Genomic DNA, 14798 nt, shown 5'->3' with positions numbered 1-14798 from the left:
ATTTCACTATCAAATTTATAGCTATCACATCTTATAAACAGCCTGTATTCACTTTTGTTGATCAATTTTATCTTCTATATCAATAAGAATCTTTTTGCAATTTTCGCAACAAAATGATTCTACACCATCTGTGTCATATAAATTGGATAGTTTTATTCCCTTTACAAGAGATAGAAATATGGCATTCTTTTTTTCTTCAGGAACCCATTTAAGAGAATACTTCTCTCCACGTATGAAACCTCGTTTCATCTCTCCTTCACAATATGGACATTTCATATAATCATCCCCCTTTTAAACTCTGTCATGTGGTAAACAACTCCAATGTTTAATGCTAAATACATCACTATCTTATCCGAAATTTGAAAAGAAATCCTCAAATAAATTATCCTGTTCTGGTTTGTGGGTAACATATCCAATAGCTATTTTATTATTAGTTAATTCTATCATTTTTTCAGCACTTTCTTCTCCAAATGCTCCACATAGTTCTATTGCACCAACACCTTCGCTCTCCAAGAAAGAAAGCTTATCATATGCCTCTTGAAAACTTCTAACTGTGAAAATATAGGTAATCTGTTTTTCAGTTTCGAAACAAGCTTTATGTTCCTCTGGGTTATAATGACTTCCCATAAGTAAAAATGCAAATTTTTTCTTCATATAACTGCCTCCCTATTATAAATAATATTTACTTACTCAATACAATAGAATTATACGACAACATTTTTATTTGCCATAATATAATTTCTTAATATATTCAAATTCAGAATACTTAAATACAGTTGAATTACTAAGTAACAAATGCTACTAAACGCTTATAATATAAACATAAGTAATACTAATAGATAAGTTGCATAAATATTTTTCTTCAAGATAAGATATGTGACGCCATATAGAATACCAACTAAGCATCCTGTTAAACCTATCATCAAATCTCCTTTTGTAAGCATGTGGACTAATCCCCATGTTAGCCCAACAAGAATACCTCCCCAAGGAATTTTCTGGTTTTTGAACTCCATCTCTCCAGCCTTTTGACCAAATACTATAATTAACACAACAAGTACAATTTCAAATAAATAATAAATATACTGAAATATAAATTTTAACCAACCTTTATGTTCAAGCTCTTTTAAGACTTTAAATCCATTCCAATTCCAGTTACTAATAATAATACAAATTCCTAAAATCACTAAAGCAATAAACCAATTTATTTTTCCTATCTTATTTCTTTCTTCAAATATATTAAATTTATATTTTTCTCTTGAGCACTTTATTAATATAGATGCAACAATTCCCCACATAATGCAAGTAATTATCCAGTGAAGAATGCTCTCAAAGGTAGTAAAATCATTTATACTTTTTCCATATACTAATGGTTCAATCATAAAAGCTAATACTACTTCTAAACCTAATCCTCCAAAAGCATATAATGCTAAAGACAAAAAATCAGAGCTATTGATATCTTTCTTTTTTAAATTCATATTCTCTCCTTTCATACTATATAATCTTCACTTAGAGATTTCTTACTATTTCCTATTATTTTTTACTATTCAAAATCATAGACAAATACATCGATGTTTCTTTCAATAAGATTTTGCTTAATCAATGGTTCAATAAATTTCCATTCTCCTCCAGCTAGTCCACAACCTATTCTTGGCATATGAACGCTTGCTTGTATTTCACCTGCTTTATCTCCAACTTTCTCAAGACATTTATTAATGGCTTCGTATCTAATTGGAGGAACAGACTTATTTGACTTTATACCCCTTTGTCCAATCATATTTGCAACAATAATATCTGAGTTTACTTCTACAAACTGTACTTCACCAAGCCTAAAATTTCCTCCATCTCTATACCAATTGCGATATTCCTGTTCAGCTTTTATCCATCTTTTTGATAAGGCCAAAACAAAGCCTTTTCCCCATGCACCTATGTCGTTACAAACATGAACAATAATTTTCTTACCTTCCCCACTAGGATTTGTTGCATCACCTTTTATATAATTTATTTCTCTTTTCTCCATTATATCCTCCTGCTTTATGACGTATTTAAGACGTACCTACTACAATTATACACCAATATTTCCATTTATCGTAACATAGTTTTTTAATATAATGAAATATAAATTAATATGTAACTACATGCTTTAGCTTATATATATTTAAATTACATAACAAAAACACCATAAAATTCATTTCTGAATAATACGGTGTTTTAAACAATTATTTAATTTCTATAGTTGATTACACAATTTCAAAATCATAACATTTACTATATGTGCCTTTGCTTTAAAGTCCATATTAACTTCTTTAATCTTTGTGTATCCTAAAGTAGACCAAAAATTAATTCCCTTATGATTGTCTTCAATTGTGCCTATTCTAAAGTATTTTGCTCCTAAATTAATTGCCCATTTAGCTAATGCTTGATGTGTAATTTTTCCCAAACCACTGCCTCTTTCCTCTGGTTCAATAAGCATTAATCCAAGCATCCACTCTCCCACAGTTGGAAAATCTCTTACAATATCAACTATACCTACTAATTCATTGTTAAATTTATATATACCTAAAACAAATTTATCTTCATAATCTTTATTTGGAGGTAGGGCTGTAAATATTTCATCTACTTCATCTTTAGATGGTAATACTCCATCATGTAGCATATAATAATCTGAGCATTTCCCACATAATTTCTCAACAACCTTTTTGTCCTCTATGTAAATAGATTTAATCTTATATCCATCTATTAAGTTAATGTTTTGCATAATATATTTCCTCACACATGTTTTATTCTTAGTTTTTTCTGTTTGGTAACCCCACCTGAATTATCAAATGGTATTAATAAGGACTGTTCTGTTACAATCTATTTGAATTGTGACGTAAAAATACCCCAGAATTCAATTAATGAATAATGCGGTGTTTAGAATACTTATTAGGCTTTGTAGCTAACATCTTATAAGAAAATTTTACAATAAATTTGATACAGATTATGCTCATTTTGTGGTATTACAGATATGTCTGAGAAAGTATCTAAACCCATCTAAAATTAAGCCGTAAATAATAAAGGTTACAACTGAACCAATGTACCAATATATTGAAGTATGCCCCAAGATTGTTCTGGAAGATACTTGCAATCCAGAATTCATAAAAGCTCGTCCTGTATCAGAACGAGATATAATTTTTAAAACGGGATTTAAGTAAATCAATACAATGCTTTTTGAATCCTGTCCTATTTGGTGCATGTATATTTTCAATATGGATATTATAAGAAACCAAAAAGCAAAAGACTTAAATAGCCTTTTCATAAAATCCCTCCTCAATAAAAAATAAATAATCGTTAATTCACATAAATCAACTACTACGACACAATTTAAGAAATATGCGTCTTAACTAAATCTAAAAACTATACTTTTATTCAACTCTACAAATTTAAATTTTGCGATTATAATCTTATTTTTTTTCTACTAGTAAGCAATTCTTTGGTCCAATATAACCAATAGAAAGAACAAATATAACCATAATCACTCCAAACGTTATAATTGAAATTACAGGTTTAATAAACCAAGACAGCAAAAATCCAGATATACCCACTGCTAACATTATAACAAGCACCTTTTTCAAACGGCATATGGCAATTCGAGGATCATATTTTCTCTGTTCCTCCACATCCATTTGCCAATACCACTTTATCCACTTAGAGGATTTTTCAACATTCACTATTGAAAGAACTATATATATTGCCAATGAAGCAAAAGTAATTACAACAATACCTCTTTGAAATTTATCCATTTTTCCCACTCCACAGTTTCCGATTTATTAGATTTTTTATATATAATTAATATATCACAACATATTGCTATTATTGTGATTTAACTAATAGTAATTATATCATATTTATACACTAATACATGGTTAATTTGGTGATAAATATAAAGTAATTTTACTTCCTAACCCGTATTATTCAATTTTCAAAGAGCAGCATTTGTATTTTAAATTTTAATTAATCCCACCATAAAGAAAGAAGTTTATAATCATCTTTTAAGTAGGGTATATGAATAGACTTTTCTTTTTCCAAATTTACTTCTCGTATTTCACTTGGGAATCCTTTACCAAACCATTTATTGACATCTTCTTCACTTGTATCCTTACTTACTGCAATGAGAGCGGTGTCAGAATAGAGCCATTCTTCATCAATATCTGTTATGGTTATCCAAACATCTTGAACATTATTTAATGCCTTTATCTGCTTAAATATAAGGTAAAATTCGTTAATATCAAAATCACTTTTCATTCCTCCAAGTTGCTCAATCTTTTCCATGAGCTCATTTTTCATTTATAACCACCTCTATTAATAATTGGTAATTAAATACTATTTTGACTTAACTAATGGTAATTATATCATATTTACATGCTAACATTATAAAATATTTTTAAGCAACTTTCCCGTATAGCTTTCCTTTACCTTTGCTACTTCTTCGGGTATGCCTTGAGCAATGACATAGCCGCCTCTACTTCCTCCTTCTGGGCCTAGATCTATTATCCAGTCAGAATTTCTAATTACATCTAGGTTGTGTTCAATTATTATAATGCTGTTTCCTGCAGCTCTTATTTTCTCAAGGAGTATTAAAAGGTTTTGGGTATCAGAAAAATGTAGTCCCGTTGTGGGTTCATCAAGTATATAAAGAGTTTTTCCACTTGAATTTTTGCTAAGTTCTTTGGCTAATTTTATCCTTTGTGCTTCACCACCAGATAGGGTAAGTGCACTTTGCCCCAACTTTATATACCCTAGCCCCACTTCAGATAAAGTATTTAAAATTTGTGTTAGTTTTGGTATATCTATAAAAAAATCCAAAGCTTCATCTACATTCATTTGGAGAACATCATATATATTTTTACCTTCATATTTTACTTGAAGAGTGTCTTTTTTATATCTTTTCCCTTTACAAACAGTACACTGTGTCCAGATGTCCGCCATAAATGATACAGGAGTACAAACCCTTCCTTCTCCATGACACACTTCACAGCCACCTTCTTTACTGTTAAAGCTAAATTTATTTGTTTTATATCCTCTTTTCTTCGACTCTTCCGTAAAAGCAAAAATGTTTCTGATTTCATCCATAATTCCAGTATAGGTGGCAGGATTTGAACGTGATGTACGTCCAATAGGGCTTTGATTTACATGAATAATTTTATCAAAATACTCATCACCTGATAGTGCATCACAATATTGGTGTATGTCTTTTTTCCCATTAATTCTATTTTCAATGGCAGGATACAGTGATTTAGAAACAAGGCTGCTCTTCCCCGAACCGCTGACCCCTGTTACACAGGTAATCCCTCTAACAGGAAAGGAAACATCAATATTTTTAAGATTATTGCATCTTACACCATTAAGTTTAATCCAATTACATTCATTAGAAAGTACCGATTTTTCTATGGTTACCTGCCTTTCACCTGAAAGATATTTCCCTGTTTCTGAATTAGGATTTTTCATAATTTGTAATGGAGTACCTTCCGCTACTATTCTTCCTCCATGAATACCAGCTTTTGGTCCCACATCTATAATATAATCTGCCATAAGCATAGTTTCTGCATCATGCTCCACAACAATTACCGTATTTCCATAACCTCTAAGCTCTTTTATAATATTTATAAGTTTTTCATGATCTTTAGGATGAAGGCCAGTAGAAGGTTCATCCAGCACATAAAGCATGTTGGTGATGCCACTGCCTAACTGTTTTATAAGCCTTAATCTTTGCAATTCACCTCCAGACAATGTTGGCACAGATCGATCAAGGGTAAGATAAGAAACGCCAACTTTAATATATCCACACAGCCTTTTATGAAGCTCTTTTAGTATGAAATCTGCTATGGCCAATTGGCTATCTGATAACATGCTCGGAAGTTCTTTAACCCATTTATTTAACTCACTTATTGACATTGATGCCGCCTGTGGGAATCGTGTGCCTGCTACCTCTACCATTCTTCCTTCTCTTGAAAGTCGTTCCCCATGGCAACAATCACAATCAGATTGCTTCATAAACTCATTTGCAATTCTTTTTCCTGACTCTCCATTGTTTTCAGAAAAAATACGCTTCAGAGAATTGTAAGCACCTTCTACTGGCCTTGTAATATTGCCACTTCGCCCGTTACTATTTTTATATGTGAAGGTAACTTCTTTTCCATCAGAGCCCCAAATAGCTTGCCTACGAAAATCCTCTGGAAGCTCACTCCATGGTTTTTCCAAATCAATTTTCATTTCATCTGCCAGTGCTAATATTTCACCTTTCATCCAATTTGCATTGGGCTTATCTCTAAACTTTCTTAAATCTTTCCAGAAGTTTGAAGCTCCATCAAGGATTGATAAATGCGGACGGGATACAATTAAATTAGGATCAACTTCCATTTTAACTCCAAGTCCACTGCAAACAGGACACATACTTTCAGGGTTATTAAAGCTGAATGTAGATGGAGTTAATTCAAATAATATATGATTGCAATGATAGCACATTTCTGTTGTTTGGAATAAAACTCTCTCATTATCCTCGATCCTCACATATATTGCTCCACTACCTATTTCTAATGATTTATTTACATGGTGTGCCAAAGCGTCATCCTCAACAACTTTTTTAGGCAATACATATTTATATGAGGGACTTTCAACCTTAAAGGGTGTTATTTCAATTGCCGTGCCAAAGGGAAGTTCTAATAAGATTTGGGTGATCTCATCTACACTTAAAGGAATAATTGTATTTCCACAATCAGGGCAGTGTCTTACACCAATGGTTGCAAAGAGTGTACGCAGAAAGTCATATATATCCGTAATTGTTCCTACTGTAGAACGTGGATTGCGGCCAATATTCTTTTGGGATATTGAAATTGATGGAGGAAGCCCACATATCATATCAAAATCAGGCTTTTCCATTTGTTCATAAAGTGAGGAATCAGATATAGAAATGCTGTCCATAAATCTCCTTTGGCTTTCAGCAAATATAGTGTCAAATGCAAGACTAGACTTACCGCTACCGCTTACACCAGTGATTACAGTGATCTTATTATAAGGAATTGTAACCTCTATATTTTTTAAATTGTTTTGTCTAGCCCCTTTTACAACAATGCCTTTCCTCTGCTCAATTTTTTCATTTTCATTGCTCTTAAAAAAATCCTCAGTCTTAATAGTTTTATTATTATTAGATTTTGAGTATTTCTTAATAATATCCAAGCTAGATGGCTTTAAAGAAACCTGAGCTCCGGAAGTGTTTATTACCCTATCATCTAACCATTCTGGCCAATGGGATAGCCATTTTGGGACTTTAAAAGCTAAAACTCGATCACTTGATGGAATATAAGGTGAAATTTCAATAAGGGGTGTATTATCAAAACAATCTAAAGCACTTACTTTAATTCTTCCTAACTTTTTATCAAAGTCAATAATTCGCGCAGTAGTCAAAGCTATAGGATTAGGACGAACCGGGGAACGTGAAGCAAAGACTCCAGTCCTTGGTGCATTTTCATATGGTGGCTCACATTCTGTTATTCTTCTATACTTACTTTTATCAAAACCATTGAACCACCAAAAAATCTTTATGTGGGAATAGCCTATAAGTCTTTCAAAATATTCTTCGGTATTATTAGATAGTTCAAGGAAAAACTCCCCTCTTATCTTTCTAATGTTTCCTATAGAACTTATTTTTCCACTGGGTGCTAAAAGTCCTTCTTTTCCTTTTCTAACTGTTGTTTCATTTATATTCTCAGCTTTCCACTGTTGAAGTGAATGTATTTCTTCTGGTACAGAGCAATTTTTTACTCTATCTTCACAAGGAAAGTATGGTTTAATATCATAAATAAAATCCCCTTCTGAAAAATCTGAGCTTCCCTTAAAACAAACTATGCCAGACTTTTCATCAGCACTAATTACTTTAACAACCTTATGTGAAAAAGGCACATTATCTTTTGTGTTTGCAGAATAGATAATTATTGCATGGCTAAACAAGGATAAAAATTTAAGCCCCTTTGCATATTCTTTATTGATTACTATTTTGCTTTTATTATCTTCTATCTCCACTTGTCCAATGAGGAAAAAATCGTAGTAATTTTTATTATCCATTAAATACGCCTCCTACTTAATAGGTTTTAACCTGATAATAAACCCTGACACCATGTGAGAGTCAACAAAAAATGAACTGAAAAATCTATCAGTCCATTTATATATTTTCCTTTAATTCAACAGGAATTTGAATCTCAGTAAGGTATTTATTTGGATCTTCCTCATTCCACGGGCCTTTATGGCAAACTTGACGATTAATGCCGCTCATTTTATATTGACTATTTTCCTCTAGCCAGTGTACAAAAGACATATAGGCAGAGGATATGTTTTCATAAGGTCCATATACCATTGAACAAGCTACCCTTTCAAGTGGTTCTGTTTTTCGAAATATAAAATCATCTTTGCTAACACTTTTTTCTTCGTTATCACCTTTTTCTTCTATTATAATACACACTTCCACGTCAACATCCTTGTCCTTATATTCTACATCATGATAAATAGCAAAGGTATCGTTGCTTTCTGAAATGTTTAGTTTTTCAGTTTTAATATAATCATATATTTCCTTCCATAGCTGCCCTTCATAAAAATAATCTGGGATAATCTTTCGCAAAGAGAGTACTTGATAGCTTGGAATGGCTTTCAAGGTTACATTACAATGAATTCCTATTTGCTTCTTATTTATATCATTCATAGCAGTTCTTATTTTTACTAGACGCTGCTGTTCTACATTTATAGTAGCTTGGATTTCTTGTTCCTTTATTTTAAGTTGTGTTTTAATAAAATCATTATCCCAATTGCTAAGAGCATCATAAATCTCTGCAACATTAAACCCAGTATCACGCAAGAATAATATTTTATTTAAAGTTTCAATTTGGTCTATAGAATACATACGATATCCCGTATATTTATTAACTTCAGCAGGTTTCAAAAGGTCTGTCTCATCGTAATACCTTAGCATTCTTACAGAAACCTGTGTGAGCTTTGAAAACTCTCCTATTTTAAACATTATTCTTCCCCCTCATTTCAAGAACCATCTATTATAATCCAGTATATATTTTGTTTTAATATACTTCAAGCTGATAAAAATTTCATTAAATTTATATTTTTTACTTAAATTTTTTTCAAAATATGGTAACCAATTTATTACATATGAATATTATAATATTGTGTATTGTAATTTTTCTGGAGGAATGTAAATGTATTTTAGAAACAATGACGAAATTTTAAATCAAGATCCTAACGAATCCCGCGGCGATTGTCATAAGCATCATAAAGATCATGATGACTGTAAACGTCCTATGATGGACTACTGTCCACATATGTGGGGACACGACATGATGCCCTATCATATGATGTCTCATCATATGATGCCTTATGGCATGATGCCTTATCACATGATGCATTGTCCACCATCTCCTTATCACATGATGCCTAGCAGTATGAAGTGCGACGATGATAATATGTACAGATCATTTTTTGGACCAGGTTTCGATTTTGATGATTTCGATGACTTCGATGATTTCGACTTTGATGATTTTGATGATCGTGGCAGACGTCGCCGTCGTAGACGCCGTCGCAGACGTCATCCTGTATTCCCATGGTGGTGGTTCTTCTTTATATAAATACCATCCTCATAGAATAAACAAACGTAACTGCAGCTTATTCTGCAGTTATGTTTATTTATATATCTAATTATGTACCTGCTTAGTTTTCTTCATTCTCATTCCTTTTATTATGGGATTTATATTTTTAATCACACCTTTTACTATTTTTTAAAAATATAGTAACCATTTTTTTACATACGAATACTATATTATTATGTATTAAAATTTTTCTGGAGGAATGTAAATGTATTTTAGAAACAATGACGAAGTTTTAGATCAGGATTTTAACGAAATCCGCAGTGACTTTGACGAAAACCCTATGATGGACTATTATCCTGATATGTATGGTCCACAAATGATGCCTTATGATATGATGCCTGGTAGTATGGGATATGAAGATGATGATATGTATAGGTCATCTCATAGATCAAGACGCAGACGCCGCAGACGCCGCCACCATATTTTCCATCATCATTTCCATCGTCCTATGTTTCCATGGTGGTGGTTTTTCTTTAGATAAATGCCATTTATATAAAATATAAAAATATAACTGCAGCTTGTCCTGCAGTTATATTTATTTATATATCTATTTATTCTTGCCTAGTCCTTATCATTCTTTATATCCTAGCACCCCTTGAATTTTTCAATCCATTTTAGAGTGTCAAAATTTAGTTTATTGAATATTAATATTATATAGGAGGTGCTGTTATGTCATTTGATGAGAACTTAAAAGATGAGAACTTAAAATCTGAAGATTGTAATTGCAATGGATCCAATGATCCCAACGGTAGCCAAACTCACGTTCATGAATTTGAAGGAAGCACACGATTAGCTGAACAAGGTGCTGAAAGACACAACCATAGATTCGCTGGTGTTACAAGTGAAGTTATTCCTATGGGTAATTCTCACGTTCACGCTATCCTTACTAATACTGACTTTTTTGAGGATCATCATCACGAATTAGGTGTAACTACAGGACTAGCTATTAATGTTGGTGGTGGAAAACACATTCACTTAGCAACTGGTGTTACTACAATAGATGATGGCCATAATCATTCTTTCATTTTCACAACCCTTATTCAAGATCCGTTAACTTAATAATATATCAGGTGACTCCCTGTTTAAATATATATAGCACTTGGATTATTTCCAAGTGCTATAAATTTAGAAAGAGCACTTACATAAGTAAGTGCCCCTATATTATTTAAAATGCTATTCTATATTCTTAACATCTTCTTAGCACACGAAGTGCTTCTGCTACCTTTCTAGCAAAATCTAGAGGATTGTCAATTGATTCGAAATGAATATACATAAGTCTTGGATTTTCAAATAACCAATGATTGTGAAGTGCAGTAACTAGTATTCCGTTTTCTCTCAAAATAGATATAAAATCATTTATCTCTTCTTGAAGAATAACTGTCTCACCTAAATTAAGAGTTCTACCACGATTATCAGGAGATTCAAATGAAAATAGTGCTGCTAAAGCTAATGGAGAACGAGTTCGTCTTCCTAATATCTCTGCATTGATATCTCTCATAAAGGTTACTGTACAAACTCCATTAGCTGTACTTAAAATCTCTGCTCCAAGTATTCTAGCAAATTCCTCACAAGTTTCACAAAACCCTCTATCACGAAAATCTCTTTCGGAACAACCTCTTTCGCAAAAATCTCTCATAACTATCTCCTCCTATTTTTTAGCTCAAACTTTTTAACACTCTTCTTAAAAAACTTAAGCTTCTATAACATAATATGAAGATTATTCATGGTTGTGCATGAAAATTGTTTCATATTTAAGTAAATAGGAGGTTTATTATACAATTATGTAACTAGATACCTTTATGCAACATAAATCTTCTTAATTTATCATTATAATGTAAAAATACCATAAGATTCATATTCGAATAATATGGTATTTCAAAAATTATTTAATTATTAACGGCTATTAATATGAAATCTATGTAATAATCTAAACTACTAATTGGGCGTTTATATTACTTTTCTAATATCATTAAGCATATACCTATCACATCTCTTCTCTATTTCTACACATCCCATTGTTACAAGCTGCTTAATTCGCCAAACAACAAACCAATCACGTAAGCATGGTTTATCCATTCCAATCAATTCACCAACTACTCTTATCATAGGTATATTTTTTGTAGGTATTCTTTTTAAAATCAAGTCATCATAATAGTCTTCTTCCACTGTTTCAATACCTTCATATTTTTCAGCACGTAGTAATCCATTTTGAGAAACTAGTTCTTTCCATTTCTTAGTATACATAAACTTTTTTTCTTCACTTAATATTTTACCTTTTTTTAACAATATTGGTAAATCTTCTATGCATACTTCATTAACCCATTTATAAAATAATGTTCTATCTTCAAATGTTTTCTCTATACATTCAACTACTTTAATATTTTTATCTTTAAGAAGGCTAACTATATAATATAAATTGCAGTAATCCCTTGGATTATGTGCATACCAAATAATAAAGTCATTTTCTTTTGATAGTATTTCATAAAAATTATCAAAACTTTTCTTAATTTCACCATCATCAATATCTGTCCCATAGTCACTATAAATATTGTGTATTACTGCTTTACGGTATTCATATTCTCTACAGTTTGAAATGTTCCCCACAGATAAATCATCATTAAATGATACTACATTCTCTTCTTTTATCAATTTTAGTTTCATAGCATGTCTCATACCGCCATATGCACTATCATCAAAACATATATGCAACATCTATCTTCCCCCCAATATGTTATAAATTCCATTTAACAACATAAAAATTATAACACATGGATTATATTATTTACATTTATAATTAATGTTCACGTCATAATTTATTTGAATTGTGACGTAAAAACACCGCATACTCATTTCTGAATAATGCGATATTCTAATATGTTATTTATTTTTATTATATATTTTTTGTTATAATTGGCTTTCCTTCTGAATCTAATAATACCGTCAACCCACCAGAAGTACCATTGCTAACATATAGATAATTTACTCCAGTTTCTTTGTCAACTATTATTCTATAACTTTCTATAGCTCCTTGTGTAGATAAAACTTCAAATCTTTTCTCTTTCATCAAAACTTCACCTCCTAAATTTAAAATTATTAATGTTTTTATAGTTCGTTCATAATATGATTCAATTATAACATATCTTTATACCGCATTATTCAATTTTCAAAGAACATATTTTATTATTTAATTCGCAATATTTTCAAATTACGACGCAAAAACACCGTAAAATTTAAATTTTACGGTGTTTTAATAAATTGCTCGTTTTTCAGTTATAAAGTTAAATAAGAAGATTATGCTCATTATCTCATAGTAATTTTTCATATAGTCTAAACCAGTTCAATCCATAGTTTCCAAGTCCCAAGTCAACTGTATCAATATATTTAAAACCACATTTTTCATACAGTCTAATAGCAGGTATATTACCTTCGTAAACATCCAACCTAATTGATTTAACTTGCGACTTAATACTGTGTTCAATAGAAAAGTCCATTAATGCTTTGCCTACACCACAATTCAAAAATTTTGGATGCACTACAAATGTATATACAACAAAAACATCTGAATAGTCAGACTCAATTTGCCATTTAGCCTTATAATATGCAGGTTCAGGTTCATGGCTTAAAATAACAGAACCAATGATTTTCCCATTATGTTTTGATACATATAAATTACTATCTTTAACTCCATCAATTGCATTTTGCCGAACAGGGTATACACCTTTTCTCCATCCAGGATAGTTTACTTCTTGTGCCAAATGATCATTCAAATCGTTATAAAGCTGTTCTAATTCATCAATATCATTTTCTTTCCCTAAATCAATAATGATATCCATATTTGTATCCCTCTACTCAACGTAAACATAAATAATCTTCGTAACGTGTTATAATTACAACTTGATTAATATCAAAATTATACTATGCTTTCTATATATTTTGATAATGTTCTAATTCTTCTGCTGGATAAGCATTAGTCCAATGGTATGGTTGTAATTCGTTTAAAGTTACAAACTTTAAAGTATTATCTGGGGTAGTAACGCCAACCTTTACATCTTGTCCCATATAATACCTCCTGCTATATTTATTAATATTATGTTTTTGTTATTAATATCTATTTATCTAATACCCTTCCCATTATAACTGTATTATAATAGTTTCCGTCTTTATGAATACGATCCTTTATTAATAATCCTTCTTCTACAAATCCATATTTTTCATATAATTCAATGGCTTTTGTATTTGTTTGTACCACAGTTAATGAAATTTTTTCAATTCCCACAGTATCTGCCCACATCAAAATATTTTCTAATAGTACTTTACCAATTCCATAACCCCAGTATTCCTTTGATATGCATATTCCAAACTCTGCTTTATGTCTAAATCTACTTAATTTACTTCCCTCACAGCGAGTAAATCCAACGATTTTACCTTCTACTTCTGCAACTAAAAATAAAGTTTTTTCCGCTATTGAATCTTCATAAATAAGTTTTTCGAAATCTTCTGGGGTTAATAAACCTTCACCAGGTTCCCTATCAAGATTTTCCGTTTCTCCATCAATTTTAACTCTTAATTTAGATAATTCAAATGCATCATATTTTGTTGGACAGCGAAGTATCCATATTAAATTTCTACTTTCTATCTTTTTGCTTGTGATAACCATATGTTTCCTCCAGTAGCTTTATATATAATAGTTTTTTTAATATAAGAACATTATGAGTAATATTCTTTATTATTTTCTACTTCACTACTTAGTTTTTTATTATTTGAACAAAAAATTATCAATAAAATTATTAAAGCAAAGCTTGTTGCTATCATATCGTTTATATCAAATGGGCTATTTAAAAATAAATCGTGGATGATTTCTGAACCTAAACCTAATACCCAAATAGTTACCGATGTTGCAATAGCCTCTTTATTTGTAAACTTTCTTTTTAATATTTCAGAATAAATAGCTTCCACTGCAAAAGCAAAAAACCATGCCGCCGCAACATTTGGAGCAATACCTAATATAAAATTTAATATTTCAATATTATTTAGTGTTGTCTCTCTTAAAATAATCGTTACAAACCATGAAATTGCACCAATAATACCTAAAGTTTTAGTTGTTAAAAAACTTTTCAT

20 protein-coding genes are annotated in these 14798 nt (G+C 31.0%); 3 read left to right on the top strand and 17 right to left on the bottom strand.

Features of this window, described 5'->3' with window-relative positions; translation table 11 throughout:
* Window positions 1-48: 48 nt before the first annotated feature.
* The 10 genes from KQI86_RS08450 to KQI86_RS08405 form a co-directional block, all read right to left on the bottom strand.
* Entirely contained in the window at window positions 49-276 is a 228-nt protein-coding gene (locus tag KQI86_RS08450) for a PF20097 family protein (RefSeq protein ID WP_216438836.1), read from the bottom strand.
* A 72-nt stretch (window positions 277-348) separates the two neighbouring features.
* Window positions 349-654, bottom strand: coding sequence for a DUF6506 family protein (locus tag KQI86_RS08445; protein ID WP_216438835.1), 306 nt, complete (start codon window positions 652-654; stop codon window positions 349-351).
* A gap of 155 nt (window positions 655-809) precedes the next feature.
* On the bottom strand, window positions 810-1490 hold the full coding sequence (locus KQI86_RS08440) for a hypothetical protein (protein WP_246582723.1): 681 nt from the start codon (window positions 1488-1490) through the stop codon (window positions 810-812).
* Window positions 1491-1540: 50 nt separating this feature from the next.
* Complete coding sequence (locus tag KQI86_RS08435; protein WP_216438834.1) at window positions 1541-2017, bottom strand: macro domain-containing protein; 477 nt, start codon at window positions 2015-2017, stop codon at window positions 1541-1543.
* A gap of 210 nt (window positions 2018-2227) precedes the next feature.
* Complete coding sequence (locus KQI86_RS08430) at window positions 2228-2755, bottom strand: GNAT family N-acetyltransferase (RefSeq protein WP_216438833.1); 528 nt, start codon at window positions 2753-2755, stop codon at window positions 2228-2230.
* A gap of 228 nt (window positions 2756-2983) precedes the next feature.
* Window positions 2984-3295 carry a hypothetical protein gene (locus KQI86_RS08425; protein ID WP_216438832.1) on the bottom strand — a complete coding sequence of 104 codons (312 nt, stop codon included), beginning with the start codon at window positions 3293-3295 and terminating at the stop codon, window positions 2984-2986.
* Between the two features lie 145 nt (window positions 3296-3440).
* Window positions 3441-3779, bottom strand: a complete 339-nt coding sequence (locus tag KQI86_RS08420; RefSeq protein ID WP_216438831.1) for a hypothetical protein — start codon at window positions 3777-3779, stop codon at window positions 3441-3443.
* A gap of 211 nt (window positions 3780-3990) precedes the next feature.
* Window positions 3991-4308, bottom strand: a complete 318-nt coding sequence (locus KQI86_RS08415) for a hypothetical protein (RefSeq protein WP_216438830.1) — start codon at window positions 4306-4308, stop codon at window positions 3991-3993.
* Between the two features lie 99 nt (window positions 4309-4407).
* Window positions 4408-8097: an excinuclease ABC subunit UvrA gene (gene uvrA / locus KQI86_RS08410; RefSeq protein ID WP_216438829.1), complete on the bottom strand. Its 3690-nt coding sequence runs from the start codon at window positions 8095-8097 to the stop codon at window positions 4408-4410.
* Window positions 8098-8194: 97 nt separating this feature from the next.
* Window positions 8195-9043 carry a MerR family transcriptional regulator gene (locus tag KQI86_RS08405; RefSeq protein WP_216438828.1) on the bottom strand — a complete coding sequence of 283 codons (849 nt, stop codon included), beginning with the start codon at window positions 9041-9043 and terminating at the stop codon, window positions 8195-8197.
* 190 nt (window positions 9044-9233) lie between these two features.
* Between KQI86_RS08405 and KQI86_RS08400 the strand changes: the two genes are divergently transcribed.
* From KQI86_RS08400 to KQI86_RS08390, 3 genes are all read left to right on the top strand, one after another.
* Window positions 9234-9659 (top strand): hypothetical protein, encoded by a 426-nt coding sequence (locus tag KQI86_RS08400; protein ID WP_216438827.1) that lies wholly within the window; start codon window positions 9234-9236, stop codon window positions 9657-9659.
* Window positions 9660-9960: 301 nt separating this feature from the next.
* Complete coding sequence (locus KQI86_RS08395; RefSeq protein WP_246582722.1) at window positions 9961-10161, top strand: hypothetical protein; 201 nt, start codon at window positions 9961-9963, stop codon at window positions 10159-10161.
* A 188-nt stretch (window positions 10162-10349) separates the two neighbouring features.
* Entirely contained in the window at window positions 10350-10739 is a 390-nt protein-coding gene (locus KQI86_RS08390) for a YmaF family protein (protein WP_216438825.1), read from the top strand.
* Between the two features lie 127 nt (window positions 10740-10866).
* On the opposite strand, the gene KQI86_RS08385 is transcribed toward KQI86_RS08390, so the two are convergent.
* The 7 genes from KQI86_RS08385 to KQI86_RS08360 all read right to left on the bottom strand — a co-directional run bounded on the left by KQI86_RS08385 (window position 10867) and on the right by KQI86_RS08360 (window position 14798).
* On the bottom strand, window positions 10867-11316 hold the full coding sequence (locus KQI86_RS08385; protein WP_216438824.1) for a DUF1259 domain-containing protein: 450 nt from the start codon (window positions 11314-11316) through the stop codon (window positions 10867-10869).
* 311 nt (window positions 11317-11627) lie between these two features.
* Entirely contained in the window at window positions 11628-12392 is a 765-nt protein-coding gene (locus KQI86_RS08380) for a DUF1835 domain-containing protein (protein WP_216438823.1), read from the bottom strand.
* A gap of 178 nt (window positions 12393-12570) precedes the next feature.
* Complete coding sequence (locus KQI86_RS08375; protein ID WP_216439532.1) at window positions 12571-12744, bottom strand: DUF6440 family protein; 174 nt, start codon at window positions 12742-12744, stop codon at window positions 12571-12573.
* 241 nt (window positions 12745-12985) lie between these two features.
* Window positions 12986-13513: a GNAT family N-acetyltransferase gene (locus KQI86_RS08370; protein WP_216438822.1), complete on the bottom strand. Its 528-nt coding sequence runs from the start codon at window positions 13511-13513 to the stop codon at window positions 12986-12988.
* Window positions 13514-13604: 91 nt separating this feature from the next.
* Window positions 13605-13739, bottom strand: coding sequence for a cytidine/deoxycytidylate deaminase family protein (locus tag KQI86_RS20365; protein WP_281417227.1), 135 nt, complete (start codon window positions 13737-13739; stop codon window positions 13605-13607).
* 49 nt (window positions 13740-13788) lie between these two features.
* The gene (locus KQI86_RS08365; RefSeq protein ID WP_216438821.1) at window positions 13789-14337 is read right to left on the bottom strand and encodes a GNAT family N-acetyltransferase; all 549 of its coding nucleotides are present in this window, start codon (window positions 14335-14337) and stop codon (window positions 13789-13791) included.
* 50 nt (window positions 14338-14387) lie between these two features.
* On the bottom strand, window positions 14388-14798 hold the full coding sequence (locus KQI86_RS08360) for a hypothetical protein (protein ID WP_216438820.1): 411 nt from the start codon (window positions 14796-14798) through the stop codon (window positions 14388-14390).

Origin of the sequence: Clostridium mobile (assembly GCF_018918285.1) — a bacterium.
Lineage (GTDB): Bacteria > Bacillota > Clostridia > Clostridiales > Clostridiaceae > Clostridium_AW > Clostridium_AW mobile.
This window is presented reverse-complemented; position numbering and strand designations above follow the sequence as displayed.